13 protein-coding genes are annotated in these 16,466 nt (G+C 58.7%); 2 read left to right on the top strand and 11 right to left on the bottom strand.

The features are described from left to right. Positions 1-46: 46 nt before the first annotated feature. From EGJ22_RS13620 to EGJ22_RS13670, 11 genes are all read right to left on the bottom strand, one after another. A complete protein-coding gene (locus EGJ22_RS13620) occupies positions 47-274 on the bottom strand; it encodes a hypothetical protein (RefSeq protein ID WP_223809651.1) in 228 nt (75 codons plus the stop codon). After that, the gene (locus EGJ22_RS13625; RefSeq protein WP_070085781.1) at positions 275-2,281 is read right to left on the bottom strand and encodes a nucleoside-diphosphate sugar epimerase/dehydratase; all 2,007 of its coding nucleotides are present in this window, start codon (positions 2,279-2,281) and stop codon (positions 275-277) included. A gap of 105 nt (positions 2,282-2,386) precedes the next feature. After that, on the bottom strand, positions 2,387-3,391 hold the full coding sequence (locus tag EGJ22_RS13630; protein WP_125920286.1) for a glycosyltransferase family 4 protein: 1,005 nt from the start codon (positions 3,389-3,391) through the stop codon (positions 2,387-2,389). Beyond that, entirely contained in the window at positions 3,388-4,359 is a 972-nt protein-coding gene (locus EGJ22_RS13635) for an SDR family oxidoreductase (protein WP_125920287.1), read from the bottom strand. Before EGJ22_RS13635 ends, EGJ22_RS13630 begins: the two co-directional genes overlap by 4 nt. A 141-nt stretch (positions 4,360-4,500) precedes the next feature. Beyond that, positions 4,501-5,610 carry a glycosyltransferase family 4 protein gene (locus tag EGJ22_RS13640; RefSeq protein WP_125920288.1) on the bottom strand — a complete coding sequence of 370 codons (1,110 nt, stop codon included), beginning with the start codon at positions 5,608-5,610 and terminating at the stop codon, positions 4,501-4,503. After that, positions 5,607-6,749 (bottom strand): glycosyltransferase family 1 protein, encoded by a 1,143-nt coding sequence (locus EGJ22_RS13645; RefSeq protein ID WP_125920297.1) that lies wholly within the window; start codon positions 6,747-6,749, stop codon positions 5,607-5,609. The genes EGJ22_RS13640 and EGJ22_RS13645 overlap by 4 nt, the downstream gene beginning before the upstream one ends. After that, complete coding sequence (locus tag EGJ22_RS13650; protein ID WP_125920289.1) at positions 6,746-7,642, bottom strand: GDP-mannose 4,6-dehydratase; 897 nt, start codon at positions 7,640-7,642, stop codon at positions 6,746-6,748. Before EGJ22_RS13650 ends, EGJ22_RS13645 begins: the two co-directional genes overlap by 4 nt. Continuing rightward, positions 7,642-8,673, bottom strand: coding sequence for a GDP-mannose 4,6-dehydratase (gene gmd / locus EGJ22_RS13655; protein WP_009685964.1), 1,032 nt, complete (start codon positions 8,671-8,673; stop codon positions 7,642-7,644). Before gmd ends, EGJ22_RS13650 begins: the two co-directional genes overlap by 1 nt. Positions 8,674-8,998: 325 nt before the next feature. After that, a complete protein-coding gene (locus EGJ22_RS13660; protein ID WP_370593818.1) occupies positions 8,999-10,381 on the bottom strand; it encodes a TolC family outer membrane protein in 1,383 nt (460 codons plus the stop codon). Positions 10,382-10,410: 29 nt separating this feature from the next. After that, positions 10,411-11,736, bottom strand: coding sequence for an HlyD family type I secretion periplasmic adaptor subunit (locus EGJ22_RS13665; protein ID WP_125855020.1), 1,326 nt, complete (start codon positions 11,734-11,736; stop codon positions 10,411-10,413). Positions 11,737-11,748: 12 nt separating this feature from the next. Next, positions 11,749-13,542, bottom strand: coding sequence for a type I secretion system permease/ATPase (locus tag EGJ22_RS13670; protein ID WP_125855019.1), 1,794 nt, complete (start codon positions 13,540-13,542; stop codon positions 11,749-11,751). A gap of 530 nt (positions 13,543-14,072) precedes the next feature. Here EGJ22_RS13670 and EGJ22_RS13675 point away from each other — a divergent pair. Further along, the gene (locus EGJ22_RS13675; protein ID WP_125920298.1) at positions 14,073-14,954 is read left to right on the top strand and encodes a hypothetical protein; all 882 of its coding nucleotides are present in this window, start codon (positions 14,073-14,075) and stop codon (positions 14,952-14,954) included. Positions 14,955-14,971: 17 nt separating this feature from the next. Next, the gene (locus EGJ22_RS13680) at positions 14,972-16,411 is read left to right on the top strand and encodes a DUF4214 domain-containing protein (RefSeq protein ID WP_125855018.1); all 1,440 of its coding nucleotides are present in this window, start codon (positions 14,972-14,974) and stop codon (positions 16,409-16,411) included. Positions 16,412-16,466 lie beyond the last annotated feature (55 nt).

Here is a 16,466-nt window from a genome sequence, read left to right on the forward strand (position 1 = left end):
CTGCGATGATGAGCTGGGCCGCTTCTGCGTCAGAAGCGGCCGTGTATCAAGACCCAGGGTTGCCGTCGAAAATGTCAACAACACCGACAATCGCGCCGCCGGGGTCCACCACCATCAAGGCACGGATCTTGTTGTCCAGCATGTAGGCTTCAGCGACCGACACGCGGCAATCTGCCGCGATGGTATAAGGGTTCAACTTCATGGTTTCGATAACGGTGGAGTGAATGACCTGGTTACCCTTCAGCAAAGCACGGCGCAGGCCGAAAAGCAGCAATTAGCTTTTTTGTTGTTGCTGGTAGATCCAGTCGACAATCTCACCTGATGGCGCGTAGCCGTTGACCAATTCCCTCAGTAATTGACGAATACGAGCAAAGTCATCCACGGCCACGGCATTGAGCAATGCACCCAAACGGTCACGCAAAAGATCCCAGCTTACGTAGTCTTCATTCGCAACCATGATCATGGGGTGAACCGTAGGAGAAACGTCGTCACCGATCAACAGCTCTTCAAACAGTTTCTCCCCCGGGCGCAACCCTGTGAACTCAATTGCGATATCGCCGCTGGGGTTCGCTGGACTACGCACGCTAAGGCCCGACAGGTGAATCATTTTTTCGGCCAGCTCCACGATTTTCACCGGCTCGCCCATGTCGAGAACGAAGACGTCCCCGCCTTGGCCCATAGCCCCGGCCTGCACGACCAATTGGGCAGCTTCGGGGATAGTCATGAAATAGCGGGTAATTTTTGGGTGCGTAACCGTAATCGGGCCACCGCTTTTGATCTGCTTGTGAAACAACGGTATCACCGAGCCAGAGGAGCCCAGTACGTTGCCAAACCGCACCATGGTGAAGCGGGTTTTATTGACCCGCGCAACCTTGCTGCTGTCACCGTACAACACGGGAGCCGTCTCGCGGCTGAGGGCCTGTAAAATCAACTCCGACAGCCGCTTGGTGCCGCCCATTACATTGGTAGGCCGTACTGCCTTGTCGGTGGAGATGAGCACAAAGTTCGCGACGCCTGACTGCAGAGCCGCTTGCGCCGTACAGAGCGTGCCATAGACATTATTCAGAATGCCCTCGGCCATGTTGTGCTCAACCATCGGCACATGCTTGTAAGCGGCCGCATGATAGACAGTGGCTACACGCCAGGTCGCCATCACATCTGCCAGATGTTGCTGATTACGCACTGAGCCCAGAATGGGCAATAGCCTCACCGAAAGCGATTCGCGTGCAATGCGCTGCTCCAATTCGGTAAGAATCGCGTACAGGTTGTACTCACTATGATCGAACAGCAGCAATGTAGTAGGCCCGAGCCCGATGATCTGGCGGCAAAGCTCTGAGCCTATGGAGCCCCCTGCCCCGGTAACCAGGACCGTTTGCTTGTGAATACAGCGTTCGAGCAGATCTTCCTGGGCTGGCACTGGGTCCCGCCCAAGCAGGTCGGCAATGTCGACATCCTGAATGTCGTCTACCTTGACCCGGCCACTGGCCAGGTCGGCAAAGGCCGGCACACTGCGCACATGCAGCGGGTAGGGCTCAAGCAGGGCCAGTATCTCTTTGCGCCGGGCGCGCGACACGGAAGGCAGGGCCAACAGGATCTCTTGCGCTCCGGTTTCCTTGATCATCTGCTGCAGATGCTTCGGTTTGTAGACCTGCAAGCCGGAAATAACCCGATTGGCCAGATCGCCATCGTCATCGATGAACGCCACCGGACGCATTACACGGCCCATGCGCAGTGCTGCAAGCAACTGGTTGCCGGCCGTGCCAGCGCCGTAGATAGCCACTTTGACCAAACCGTCATCGCGGCTGGCGAACGGTATCTGATGGGCGCCGGTAAACCAGTCACCCATGAAATACTGGCGCATGACCAGGCGCAACCCGCCAATGATCACCATGCTCAACCACCAATAGTTGAACACGATGGAGCGAGGGACGAGGACTTGGTGGTTGCTGTACCAATACACAACCACGGCCAATATCAGCGATGACAGGGTGACCGCCTTGATGATGGCGACCAAGGCGTCATTACCGAAATAACGCATTACCGCCCGGTACATGCCAAAGCGAATGAACAGCGGAATGGCCACCACCGGTGCAGCCATGAACAACCAGCGATGCTCGACTATAGGGTTGTACATCTCGTCGATGCCAAGGCGCACGATGAACGACAACCACAGTGCTAGCCAGATCAACACCACGTCGGCGCACACTTGCACCAGGCGTTTTTGCCGCCTGGACAGATTGACGAGGTATTCACGCACCCTGCTGTTCTTAGCTGCGCTCATCTGGCATGCCTCAGCGCAAACAGGCTGCGAATGACGGCCGGCGGCGTTTCAGGGGCCAGGCGCAGGCTAGGTTCACCTGCTGGATGCCTTGGGAGCTTGCTCATCCTATTCTTTTTCCCCTGCTTTATAGATTAACGCCAACACTATCAGAGGTACGTAGGCCACCAAGGTTCCCAGTGCACCATCGAGCTGAAATACCACGACCACCATAGCCACGGGTAACAGCCAACCCAGGTTGATGGCCGCCACGGCCAAGGTGACTGTGCGGTGGCTGCCGTGGTGGCGGGTCGCGTACTGGTAAGCATGGCTGCGATGCGCTTGGTAAACCTTGTCGCCGCGCAGCAAACGCCGAACCAAGGTAAATGTGGCATCCACCACGAACACACCCAAAAGTATTAACCACCCCCAGAATAATAGCGGGTTTACCCAACCTGCCAGTAACGCCAGCAGGCCCAGCACCATACCGAGGAAACCACTGCCCGCATCACCCATGAAGATGCGGGCGGGGGGGAAATTCCAGCACAGGAAGCCGGCCACCGTCGCAGCCAGCAACAGGGGTAGCCAGGCGTGATGAGCATGATCGGTTACCCAGTACAACAGGCTGGCCCCCACGCAAACGCAGATGGCCTCGACACTGGCGAGGCCGTCGATACCATCCATGAAGTTATAGAGGTTCAGCAGCCATACCAGGTACAGCGCGCCGAATAGGCTGCTCAGCCACAAGGGGGCCAGCGTAAAGCCAAACACACTGATGGGCGGCATGCCCCCCAGCCAAGCGAGGCCCCAGGCCGCAGCCGCAAAATGGCCCAACAGGCGCCAGCGCGCAGCGATATGCCCGTGGTCGTCCATGAAACCGATCACCGCCACCAGCCCCCCGGCGCCCAGCACCCCGACCACCACGGAGGGTGCGATAGGCCCTGCAATAGCCATACAAAGTGCTGCCAGCAGAAAAGCCACCACAAAGCTCAAGCCGCCGCCGCGCGGGGTAGGCAGTGTGTGTGAGCTACGTGCATTGGGAATGTCCATCAGGCTACGGGACAGCGCATAACGCCGCAGCGCTGCCGTCATCCACCATGCTGCCACGCCTGCCGCCAAAACGAGCCAGATCATGGGCGGCGCGCTTCCAGCAAAGATTGAGCGGTCATTTTCAGTCCTTGTTCCAACGTGTAGGGAGGGTACCAGCCGAGCAACTGCCGGTTCTTGGCAATATCCACCTGCAGTGAGCCGAGCAGGCGCTGGGCGAGGTCCCGCCGCCCCACCAACTGCGCTGCGCCATGCAACACCCTCACCGGCACAGGTAGCAAGCGCGCCGGCTGCCCCAGCACGCGACCTAGGGCATGCAGCAGTTGGCTGAGGGAAGCGTCTTCCCCGTCACTGGCCATGAAGGTCTGGTTGGCGGCGTTTGGATGGTCAATGCAGGTAATGATCAGGTCGACCAGGTTGGCCACCGACACCAGGCTGCGACGGTTGTCGACCTTTGCGAATGGCAGTGGCACACCACGCTGCACCCAACGCATCATGCTATGGAAATTGGCCTTGACCCCCGGCCCGTAGACCAGCGTAGGGCGAATCACAACCACCTGCATCGCGGTAGTCGCTGCCAGCTGGCGCAACCCCTGCTCTGCTTCGAGCTTGGACAGCCCATAGGCATCCCGCGGTGCCGGCACATCATCAGCATGCAGCGGCTTGCCTGGCTGGCTGAGCTCACCATTGACCTTGACCGAGCTGATGAAGATAAAGCGCCTTACACCTGCGGCAGCGGCCTGGCGGGCCAGATTGAGCGTGCCCTCGACATTGACCCGACGGAACTCGGCCAGGCTGTCGCTGGCAGTTTCCTTCATGACATGCACCCGGGCAGCGGCATGCACCACAGTATCGACACCGGCCAGTGCTGCAGCCCAGTCGGTGCTGGCGGCGAGGTCAGCGATGCGCACCGCTTGTGCACCCGCAACGGGTGCCTGGCCATTGCCACGCAGTGCGGCTCGGGTATCGAAGCCCACGTTACTGGCCAGCTGACGGCATAGCGCGCTGCCGATGAAGCCGCTTGCGCCTGTAACGAGTATCGTGCGTTTTTCCATATAGCTCTGTCTCGAGTCAACGGGGCGCAGGTTTGAACGGAAATTGCCAGGGCGCAACCACTGCCCGACCCACCACCGTACAACACGCTTGGGTGCCGCAATGGCCTAACGGACTTGCTGCTTGGCTGCGCGGGTGAACAGCTAAAGCAGGCTACGATAGAGTTCGGCATAGCCAGACGCCATGGCCGATGCGGTGAATACCTGCTCATAGCGCTGCAACGCCCGCCCTCCCATGGTTTGGGCCATGGCCGGATCGTCCCACAACCGTTGCATGGCTTGCGCCAGCGCTGCGGCATCGCGTGGAGGCACTACCAGCCCCGTCTCGTCGGCCAGGTTGATGAACGTTGTGCCCGATCCCATTTCGCAGGAGATAAGCGGTTTGCCATACATGGCCGCCTCCAGCAGCGAGATGCCGAACGACTCCGAACGCAGGTGGGACGGGAAAGCGAAGGCGTAGCACAGTTCAAGCAACGCCGCCTTGTCGTCATCCGGCAGCCCGCCCAGGAACTGGACGTTGTGCAACCCCGCCTCCGCTGCCTGCTGCTTCAGCTGATGCTCAAGGAAGCCGCACCCCATGATCACCACCGGCAAGCCGTTGATACGCGCGGCTTCCAGCAAATAATCCAGGCCCTTGTAATAGCGCAAGGCGCCAACGAACAGGAAAAAACGCTCGCCCAGGCGTTGCCGCCAATAGGCCAGCTTCTCGGCACTGGCGGCGGGGTAAGTGGACCGGTCCAGACCATAGGGAATTATGGCGACCTTGTCTTTGAACTGGGTCAGCACCGGGCTATGCGCGGCATAATTCGGCGAAGATGCAACTATACGATCAACGCTGGAAAAGAACCGCCGCATCAAAGGCTGGTAGAGCTTGAGCAGCCACTTTTGCTTGACGATATCGGAGTGGTAGCTGACCACGGTCGGTTTGTTCAGCCGGGCCAGGAAGTGCACAACATCCATGTACGGCCAGGGGAAGTGGTAATGCACGATGTCTGCCTGCCTGGCGAGTTCGGCAAAATCCTTCATTGCCGACAGCGAAAAGCCCGTGGAGGCGACGTGCAAATCCAGCTTGGCCCGATGGGTGCGGTGGTTGGCCACGCGTTCGTCACGCCCTGAGCCCCGTGGGCTGAGGTAGAGCACTTCAGGTTCAACGCCGTGGGCTTGAGTCCCTTCGGCAATCTGGAAGATTACCTGCTCGATACCGCCCATGGAGTCCGGGTAGTACGTTTTGAAAAAATGCAGAACCTTTATCATCTTTCCCTGACCGACTTGTAAACCTCGACCGTTGCCTGGGCACAGCGCTCCCACGAGAAGCCGCCGGCATGCAACAGGCCCTGCTGCACCGCCGTTGCCCGCCAGGCTTCGTCCTCAAGCCCTTGCTGCAACAATGCAGTCAACCCTTCAACATTATCAGGTGCGCACATCAGCGCAGCCGGGCCTGCCACCTCAGGCAGCGACGAGCTGTTGGAGCACACCACGGGCACACCGGAGCTCATGGCTTCGAGCACCGGCAAGCCAAACCCTTCGTAATGCGACGGGAAGGTGAACAGGCGCGCGCCGGCGAACAGCAAAGGCAGGTCTGCGCTGGCCACGAACCCGAGGTAGCGTGCCCACCCCTGCTGCTGCGCCTGGGCGATACGGTCATGAATGGCTTCGCTGCGCCAACCATGGTAACCGGTAAGAATCAACGGCCAGCGTTGGCGCAGGGCGAGCGGCAGACGACTGTAGGCATCCAGTAGCGAGACGATGTTCTTGCGCGGCTCGATGGTGCCGACGAACAGGCTATAGCCGCCCGGTTGCAGGCCATGGCGGGCCAAGGCCTCGCGCAGGGCTTCTGTGCTGCGCGGGTGAAACCCTGGTGAGCTTGCCAACGGTACCGTATGGATACGCTCGATAGGCCAGGCAAAATAATCAGCCAGTTCTTGCCGGGTGTAATGTGAGTCCGTGATCAATGCATCAGCACGCTTGAGCGTAAGTTCCAGCTCTTTCTGCAGGTAGCGGGCAATTTGCGGTGCATGACAGTGTGCCCAGGTGAATGGGGAAAGGTCATGGAACGTGGCCACACTCCGCCCGCCGAAAGGTGGCAGATAATAATTGGGACTGTGGTAGATAGACCCCTCATGGCCAGACAATGCTCGCTTACGCAGATAGGGCATCAGCCGCCGGTAAGCCTCGACTGCCAGAGCGTTCTTTTGCACTAAGCGCTTTAGCCCGTGAACCGCATCTGACTGATCGGCAGGCTTAGGCAAGGCCGGCAAAAAACTGCGACCGGCAAAAAACCGTAGGTCTTCAATCTCTTGATTTTGCTGCAGCCGGGAGGCCAGCTCGAATGTGTAGCGCCCAATGCCAGTCAGCGGGAAGCGAATTGGCTCGACTGAAAGAATGAGCTTCATTGATTTGCAAGCATCCAACCCAGCGTTTCATCCAGCGACGGAGTTTCCCAGCCAGGTAGCAAGGCCCGCAGCTTTGCGTTGTCACCACACAGGGTTTTGACCTCGTTAGCGCGGACAAACGCCGGATTCACCTGTACCTCGAGTTGGTGCCCCGTGATAGCCGAGCACTTGCCGAGCACTTCGCGCAACGAATGGGTTGTACCAGAGCTGACATTGATCGCCTGCCCGACCGGCCGTGCTTCGATCAAGCCACGATAGGCCTGGACAACCGCGCGCACGTCACTGAAGTCGCGCCAGACATCCAGGTTGCCAAGCTCGATCACTTCGGCCTTGCGGCGAAAGTGCGAGACGATCTTGGGTAGCAGGAAGTTGTCTGCCTGCCCAACACCGGTGTAATTGAAGGGCCGCGCGATAACGATAGGCAGCCGATCACACCACAGCCTGGCCATGTATTCCATGGCCAGTTTGCTGACCGCGTAATCATTGGCGGGCGCCGGCAGCGTCTGCTCGTTCAGCAGCCCTTCGGAAACGTTGCCGTAAACATTGGCACTGCTGGCAAGCAACACACACTCAGGTGTTTTGCCGCAGGCCGCAATAGCTTCGAGCAGGTTGCGCGTACCTATCAGGTTGACCTGATAGAACGCGTCGGCAGCACCATGCCCTACAAAAGCAATGGCAGCCAGATGGACGATGACATCCGGCTGCAGTTCGGCCAGCAACGCGCGTAACCCAGGCCCATCGGCAAGGTCGGCCTGACGGTAGTCAGGGGCCTGCAGGGGCTGGCTGCCAGTGCCGAAAACTTCATAGCCAGCAGCTCGTAGTTCTGCCGCCATGTAGCGGCCGGTGAACCCGTGTATACCTGTGATGAGTGCGCGTTTGCTGGCCATTTGCATCAGAACGAGAACCCTTGTTCGTTACGACGCAGGTCGGCTTCGACCATCATGCGGCACAGCTCTTCGAGGCTGGTCTTGGGCTCCCAGCCCAGCACGTTCTTGGCCTTTTCCGGGTTGCCGATAAGCAGTTCGACTTCGGCTGGGCGGTAGAATTTCGGGTTGATGACAACCAGTACCTTACCGGTTGCAGCGCAGCTGCCCTGCTCTGCTTCGTCTTTGCCGCTCCACTTGATTTCAATACCGACTGCCTTGAAGGCCATGGTAACGAAGTCGCGTACGGTTTCGGTACGGTTGGTGGCGAGCACGAAGGTATCCGGTTCGGCAGCCTGCAGCATGCGCCACATGCCCTCAACGTATTCCTTGGCGAAGCCCCAGTCACGTTTGGCGTCGAGGTTACCAAGCTCCAGCTTGTCCAGCAGGCCCAGCTTGATCTTGGCTACCGAGTCGGTGATCTTGCGGGTCACGAACTCACGGCCACGCAGTGGCGACTCGTGGTTGAACAGGATGCCGCTGGTGGCGAAGATGTTGTACGACTCACGGTAGTTGATGGTCATCCAGTGAGCGTAGAGCTTGGCCACACCGTAAGGGCTGCGCGGGTAGAAGGGGGTGGTTTCGACCTGCGGAATTTCCTGCACCTTGCCGAACATTTCCGAGGTGGAAGCCTGGTAGAAGCGCGCCTTGGGGTTAACGATACGAATGGCTTCGAGCAGGTTGACCGCACCCAGGCCGGTGATTTCGGCGGTGGTCAGCGGTTGCTCGAACGACACACCCACAAAGCTTTGCGCGGCGAGGTTGTATACCTCGGTGGCCTCGGTGGTTTGCAGCAAACGGATGCTGGCCGACAGGTCGGTGAGGTCGTATTCGACCAGGTGCAGGTTAGGGTTGGTATGGATACCCAACTCCTCGATGCGCCAGAAGTTGACCGAGCTGGTGCGACGGTAGGTGCCGTAAACGGTGTAACCCTTTTCCAGCAGCAGTTCCGCCAGGTAGGCGCCGTCTTGACCAGTGATCCCAGTAACGATTGCTTTCATGCGACTTAACCAACTCCGATAGTGCCGTGCGGGCATGGATAAATAATGGAACCACGCGGGCCGTTCCTGCCGTGCGTGTAAAGATTCAATGCGGAAGTATACATAGGTCGGACGGAGGACTCGACTTGCAAAATAACCGCGTGGCCGGTTGTGCTGTATCGGCTTGCCGGCCGGTGCCTTGGGCAGGGTGCAACGGGTGAACGACCTAGTAGATGAGGTGAAGGATAAGTACCCGGGCAAAGGCTTGCCAGCCTCTAGCGTGTAGGAAAGGTCTGAAACGGAAGGCGGGGCCCGTGCCGACCACCGCCTGCCGCCCAGCGCTCAATCAGCCGCGCGCATTGACCCGCGCCACATCACCACCCGGCAGGCTGGTTTCAGGCACCGGGCTAAGCCAAACGTTGACATTGTTGACGCTTTCCTCGGTCAACTCCCCTGCCCAGCGGTTCAGCAGAAACAGGTTGGTGATGAAGTCGTACTGGGTTTTCAGCAAGTCGCGCCGGGCCTTGAATTCGTTCTGCACCGCGGTCAGCACATCCACGGCGTTGACCACGCCGAAAGAAAATGCCTTCTGCGCCGCCAGGCTGGACTGCTGCGCCGATGACAATGCATTGCGGTTGGCGCGGATCTTCTCGACAGCGGCCTGCGCGGTCAGGTAGGCAGTGGTAGTTTCCTTGACCACCTGGCGGCGCACGCCCTCCAGCTGCTCCTCAGCTGCCAGCTGATCATCGTACAGCCCACGCACACGAGCAGAGGTGGAACCCCCGCTGTAGATCGGAATTTTCAACCCCAGCGACGCTACATAGCTGTCACTGCGCGGCGTTTGGGTGTTGTCATAACCTTGGTCGTTCTGCTGCGCAGTCAAACTCAGGCCCAACTGCGGATAGTGCTCACCCTTGCCTTCGCGCACCGCCGCTGTGGCTGCCTCTGCTCCACTTTGGAAAGATTTGAGCATCGGATTGGTTTCGATAGCCTGAGTGACCCAGTTTTGCAAGGGGCGGGTAGGCGCCTGCAACGCTACGTCATTACGAACCCGGCTAAGCGGCTCGGTAATCGGGCGCCCGACAATCTCGGCCAACGCCTCGCGGCTGACCTGCACCTGGTTGCGCGCTTCCACTTCCTGCGCAAGCAAAAAGTCTACTCGCGCCTGCATATCCAGCTTGTCGGTGATCTTGGCCATTTGCCGGTCGAACATGCTACTGACGCGGTCCAGGTTTTTCTGGGTGGCCCGGCGCTCCGCCTGGACCAGGGCCAACTCGTCGTCTGCCGCCAGCGCTACGAAGTAGCGCTTGGCCAGGTCGACCGTGGCCTCCGCCAGGGTATCCTCCGCCTCATACCCCTTCTGTGCCTTGAGGCTCTTGGACTTCTGATAACGCTCCCACGCCGGCTTGTTGTACAGATACTGGGTCAAGCTGAGCGAATAGGTTTCGGTGTTGTAGATGGCCCGATCGAGTTCGTTCTTTCGCAGAATGCGGCTGGAGTTGGCATTGGCCGACACCTGGGGCAACAACCCACCCAGCGCGGCACGCTGCTGCTCACTCGCAGAGCGCGCCCGTGCGTAAGCCGCCAACACCCGCGGGTCTTCAAGGCGCGCCTCCCGGTACAACCCGGCCAGGTCCAACGCATAAGTAGAAGCCGACACGCCCTTCGGAGCAACGCCTTCGCCACCCCTCCCCTCTACGGCCACCGCCTGCCAGGCGACCATGCACATCATTACTCCCGGTAGCAAACGCAGCACGATCATTCCTCAATCAGCGATTCAGCGAACATGTTGCGCGCCGGTTTCAGCAGGTATTGCAGCATGGTGCGGTCGCCTGCATTGATCAAGACTTCGGCCGGCATGCCAGGTTGCAGCTTGCGACCGGCCAGTTTCTTCATGCCGTCTTCGGTGACTTTAACGCGCACCAGGTAGTACTGATCGCCCGAGCGCTCATCAACCAGGCTGTCCGCCGAAATGCGCGTCAGCTTACCCTCGATGATCGGCGTAGTGGCCTGGTTGAAAGCCGAGAAGCGGACGTCCGCAGTTTTGCCCAATTCCAGCCGGTCAATATCCCGCGGGGCTACTTTGGCTTCTACTACAAGCTCGGACTGCGCTGGCACGATATCCAACAGAGGCGTTGCGGCACTGACGACACCGCCAATGGTGTGCACCTTCATATCCAGCACCATGCCGCTTTCAGGGGCACGGATAACTACGCGGGAAAGGCGGTCGCGAAGCGCTGCTTCCTTTTCCTGCAGGTCGAACACCTGAGCCTGTACGTCGGAAAGCTCCTTGGCAACATCGGCATCGAACTTCTTCTTCAATTGCACGATTTGCAGTTCGGTCTCGCCAATCTGCAACTTGGTCTTGGTGATGCTGGACTGGTGGTCAGCCACTTCGGTCTTGAGCATGTCAAGCTTACGCTCCTGCTCCAGCAACCGCTGGTTGTCGACGAACCCCTCTGCCAACAACTCTTTCAGTTGCTTGATTTCACCGGAATACGACTTCTCCAGACCTGTCTTGGTGCGAATCATGTCGTTCAAGCCAGCAATCTGCTGCTGCATTTGCTGGATGCGCTCGCGGTTGACAGAAATTTCGCCCTGCAAGGAATCATGGCGCGCCTTGAACACTTGCTGCTCACCGGCCAACGCTTCCTGGGCACGACCAGAGTCGGTGCCCTCCATCGTCACCGCCGGGATCGACGCCAGGCCGTCGCGCTCGGCGCGCAGGCGTGCCTCTTTATAGCGTGCAACGATAAGCTGGTTACGGGTGGACTCGTATTCAGCGCTGAGCTGTGACTCGTCCAGCACTATCAGCGGGTCACCTTTGTTCACCAGGTCACCATCCCGGGCATGCAGCTCTTTGACGATACCGCCTTCCAGGTGCTGCACGGTCTTGCGGTAGTTCTGCACGGTGACCACGCCAGTGCCGTGCACTGCGTTGCTCAAAGGGGCGAAAGCCGCCCAGGTACCGAAAATGCCGAAGGTGACAAAGACGATGGTCAACCCGATGCGGCGGATGCCGCGGTCCGAGGTGGGCAGGTCATCAAAATTGTGGTCGAACGCTGTGATCGCTTTACTGCTCATCTAGAAATCCTTTCAAGCACCGGTGCTGGTAGGGGCAGGTGCAGCTGCCGGGGGCGCAGAGGGTGCGGCGGGCGGGTTAGCAGGCGCCGACGCGCCCGCTGCCTGGGCGCCACGCTGAAGCTTGGCTTGCTGTGCAGCCAGCTCGGCAATAACGCGATCACGCTCGCCATACATCGAAATAGTGCCACCGGCCATGACCAGAATACGGTCCAGGCGTGTAAGGATATTGGGACGGTGCGAGACAATGAACACCGTCGCGCCAGTTTCCTTGAGCTTTTGCAGGGCTACCCCCAGCGCGCGCTCGCCTACATCATCAAGATTGGAGTTGGGCTCGTCGAGCACGATGAGGCGCGGGTTGCCATAAATGGCGCGCGCCAGGCCGATACGCTGACGCTGGCCGCCCGACAGGTTTACCCCGTCGCTGCCGATGACCGTGTCATAGCCATCCGGCAGCATCAGAATCATTTCATGCACACCCGCCATTTGCGCGGCCTGCACCACCTTGTCTGGGTCTACCTTGTCAAAGCGCGCGATGTTCTCGCTGATGCTACCCTCGAACAGCTCTATGTCCTGCGGCAGGTAGCCCACATACGGGCCGAGGGCTTGTTTGTCCCAGGTGGAGATATCGGCGCCATCAAGGCGTACCACACCATGCTGTGGTGGCCAGATACCCATCAATGCCCGCACCAACGTGGACTTACCGGCTGCGCTCGGGCCGACGATGCCAACGATGGAGCCAGCGGGAGTAACGAAGCTGATGCTGCGCAGCACCGGGGCTTTGGCGCCTGGTGGGGCGACGATGAGGTTTTCGACCTGAACGTGACCTTCTGGAGCCGGTAGCGGCATGCGCTCTGGTTCCTTTTTGAGGTCGTCCATCACCTTGCTTAGCCGATCATATTGTACTTTTGCTGCAACGAAGCCCTTCCAGCTACTGATCATCTGATCGATAGGCGACAACGCACGACCGAGCAACAGCGAACCCGCCATCAAGAGGCCTGGGTTGATTTCATGAGTAATCACGAGGTAGGCCCCGATCGCCAGCATGGCGGACTGCGACCAGGTACGGAACATTTTGGAGGCTGAGCTAATCGCGCCGCCTTTATCGCTTGCCTGCGATTGCAACAGCATTACCTTACGCTGCCGTTTGGCCCAGCGATTCATAAGCGTTTCGAGCATACCCATGGACTCGATCACTTCGGCATTTCGCAGGGTTTTGGACGTTATCACGTTAGAGGCTACGTTCTCCTTGTTCGCCGAAGCCAAGGCTTGACCGGTCACCCGATGGTTGGCCACCGCGAACACGGTCAAGACAGCGCCGCATCCTAAGGTCATCCAGCCAAACCATGGGTGGAACAAGAACATTATCGCCGTGTAAATGGGAAACCATGGCGCATCGAAAAAAGCGAAAATGCCAGCACCGGTGAAGAACTGGCGCAACGCCGTGAGGTCATTCAACGACTGCGCAGTAGCATCTCCTCCGCCACTGTTGAGAGCCCGCTTGAAGCTCGCCCGGTAAACATCGCGGCTTAGCAGCACGTCTAGCCGATTGCTGATACGGACCATGATCCGCGACCGCACCCACTCCAGCGACCCCAAAGTCAGCAACAGGAAGGTCAGAATCAAGGTGAGCATCAACAAGGTAGAAGCACTGCCGGAGGGCACAACCCGGCCCGATACCTGAATCATGTAAAAGGTGGGAACCAGCATCAGCGCATTGACGAAGAAGCTGAAGAAACCGACCGAAAGGAAGCTGCTTTTGCAGGCTCTGAGGGCGGCTTGCAGGTTATTTTCGGAATGTGAACTCATGGTATCCATACTGAGGAGGCGGAAGCGGCAGGCAGTGTAACACCCGCATAGGCACGTCTGGCTCTCAGATTGTCCGGAAACCGGCTCGTTCCCCGATGAGTCGCGTTATTCATGAAATTTTGCTAAAGAATCTTGCTGGAAACGTCCACCTTTCGCGCGCTGCAACATAAGGCGACAAACGGCTAACACCCCACACACGCCTACGAAGCGCCTGTCAAAAAATCCTCGCCATGAGAATTTTTTCGCCCGCCCTACGCCAGGCTACTGATTTTACTCGGGTTTTTAGCATCGATTTTTATTCCTATTGTTTATGTCAAGTATTAAAAAGGAAGCATCGTGACTGTTAGGAGTAACGCTAAGTTCCGGCCGGATATGAATTTTTTTTTAGGATTCTTGGTTGACAACCTTTCCCTCTGACGGCATCTTCGCCACTCGCAGGGAGCCTTAACCGGCCGTTTAGTGCACGCACGGGTTTGAGCAAGTTAGCTACCAGTGTTTTTGCTTAAAAGGAGCTTAACAACGCCATGTCTATGCCTTCGCAGACCCTTGACGGCCTGAAAATCAGTTCCCGGGTTACACTGCTCGAGCCGGGCATGTACATCTTCCGCTACGCCTCGCAGCCCCCTGCCGACAAGCCCGTGTGCATCGCGCTACAGCAAGCGCCATTGGGCAAAGGCTCCATCGACTTCTTCCCCGCCGAGGGCGTCAGCAAAAACATGCTGACCAAGCTGGGCGATACCATCGTGGCTCGGGTCAAAGGTGGCGTGACCACCGTTCTGATCACCGAATACCACATGTTCGACGAAGTGATCGACCCAATCGACCTTCGCATCGACCGCATAGACACCTCGCCGGCCATCATGCGCACCTACGCCGTTGTCGCAACCGCTGAGCCAGCCCAGGCCATTGCTGCCAGCGCCAAACCCTTACCCATCACGCTTACCGCCCACCTGAAAAAGTCGGGTGAGGTAACCTCCAATGAGGGTTGGGTAGGTGCACCCGGTACTGAAGATTTCATTGAATCGTTTGCCATCGAATGGGCTGAAAAACCGGTAGGCGTAGATTTGCTCTACACCTGCATGGTGGCTGGCTCGGGACCTTGTCGCAATGTGTCGACGGGGACGTTCGTCGGTGCCAAGGCACAGGGCCTGCCACTGCTGTGTGTTGGTTTCAGCCTGGTCGGCCCACTGCGCAAGAACTACGAATTGACTGGTGTTGTGGTGTTCGGCAATGCCGAACCACAACGCCTGGTCGCCAATCAGATGATGCATGGCCCCACCGGCAACGAGCCGCTGGTGGCGCTGCATATCGCCCTGACCCCCGTTACGAAGATGAACGCTGCCCGCCTTAAGTCTCCGTGGGAAAACTCTGCAACTGAGCAGACTACTATTACACCAGGCCAACTGGCCTGAAGTAACAGGAATACACCATGCAATACGATAACCCCGTATCGAGCAGCGACGTACAAGCTACTCTGACCGCCGAAAGTGCCAACCTGTCCGACTCCACCATCGAGGCTATCAACAGCCTGCTGAACCTGGATAACGCAGAGACCGTTTCGGTTGCTGGTATCACCGGCACTACCGTTCAGCTGCCAGCTTCCGGTGCTGCAAGCATCGTTCAAGGCACTGTTGAAGGCGTTAAAGGCGACACCGTGGTACTGGACCTGGCCGCTGCCGAAGCTGCTGGCGCCAGCGTTTACCACCTGCAGAGCGACGCCAACCTGGTCGTGAACCTGGAAGGCCAAGCTGCCGCCCCTGCTGCCGACGTTCAAGCCTTCGCTGCCCTGGCCGCAGTCGACACCTCGGCTATCGAACTGGTAGTAGCTACCGGCAACGGTGACGACGTAATCACCGTTAAAGGCGACCAGAACACCCTGATCGACGCTGGCGACGGCAACGACACCATCGTTACCGGCAATGGCGACAACGTCGTTATCGCTGGTGCTGGCAACAACAACGTGACCACCGGTTCGGGCAATGACACTGTCATCCTGAGCGGCAGCAACCACGCTGACATCGTCAACACTGGCGAAGGCTACGACGTTGTTCAGTTGGATGGTTCGCGCGATGACTACGCCTTCGCTGTCGGCAACAACTTCACCGTGAACCTGACCGGTAACCAGACTGCTGCCATCAGCAACGCTGAGTTCCTGAGCTTCGTGAATGGCGAAGAAGTTGAAACCGTAGCCCTGGCTCACAGCGACGCAGAAGCTTCTGCCCTGCGCCTGTTCCAAGGCATCCTGGACCGCGATGCTGACCTGACCGGCGCCAAGTCGTTCGTTGCTCAAGTCAACAACGGCACCTCGCTGTCCGACATCGCCAACGAGTTCCTGAACTCGTCCGAATACGCCGGCGCGAAAAACGCTGCTGACGTGAACGAGCTGTACCAAGCTCTGCTGGGCCGTGCTGCTGACGATTCGGGTGCGAGCACCTGGACCGACCTGCTGGCCAACGGCGGCTCGCTGGCTGATGTAGCCGCTGCCATCGCCGTCTCGAGCGAAGCTCAGACTCTCGACCAGTCGAACGGTGACTTCATCCGCGAGCTGTACTCCAACGTTCTCGGCCGCGATGCTGAGCAGCAGGACCTGGACTTCTGGGTATCCTCGCTGTTCAACGGCGCAAGCCGCTCCGACGTGGTTTCGGACATCATCACTTCCAACGAAGCTAGCGCCAAAGCCAACAACGACTTCGTCGAGTCGCTGTACGAGTCGGCCTTGGGTCGCGCTTCGGAAGCTGGTGAGAAGGACTACTGGACCGCTCAGATCGAGCAAGGTGCTTCCCACGCAGACGTCGCCATCGGCATCGTTGGTTCGAACGAAGCTGTTGCTAACATCGACAACGTCGTTGTACTGCACGGCCAAGTGTAACTAGCCCTGCTGTAGCGAAGGATACGCCCAGCCGCAAGGCTGGGTCGTATGCAAA

This window comes from Pseudomonas sp. p99-361, from assembly GCF_003935475.1.
GTDB classification, from domain to species: domain Bacteria; phylum Pseudomonadota; class Gammaproteobacteria; order Pseudomonadales; family Pseudomonadaceae; genus Aquipseudomonas; species Aquipseudomonas juntendi.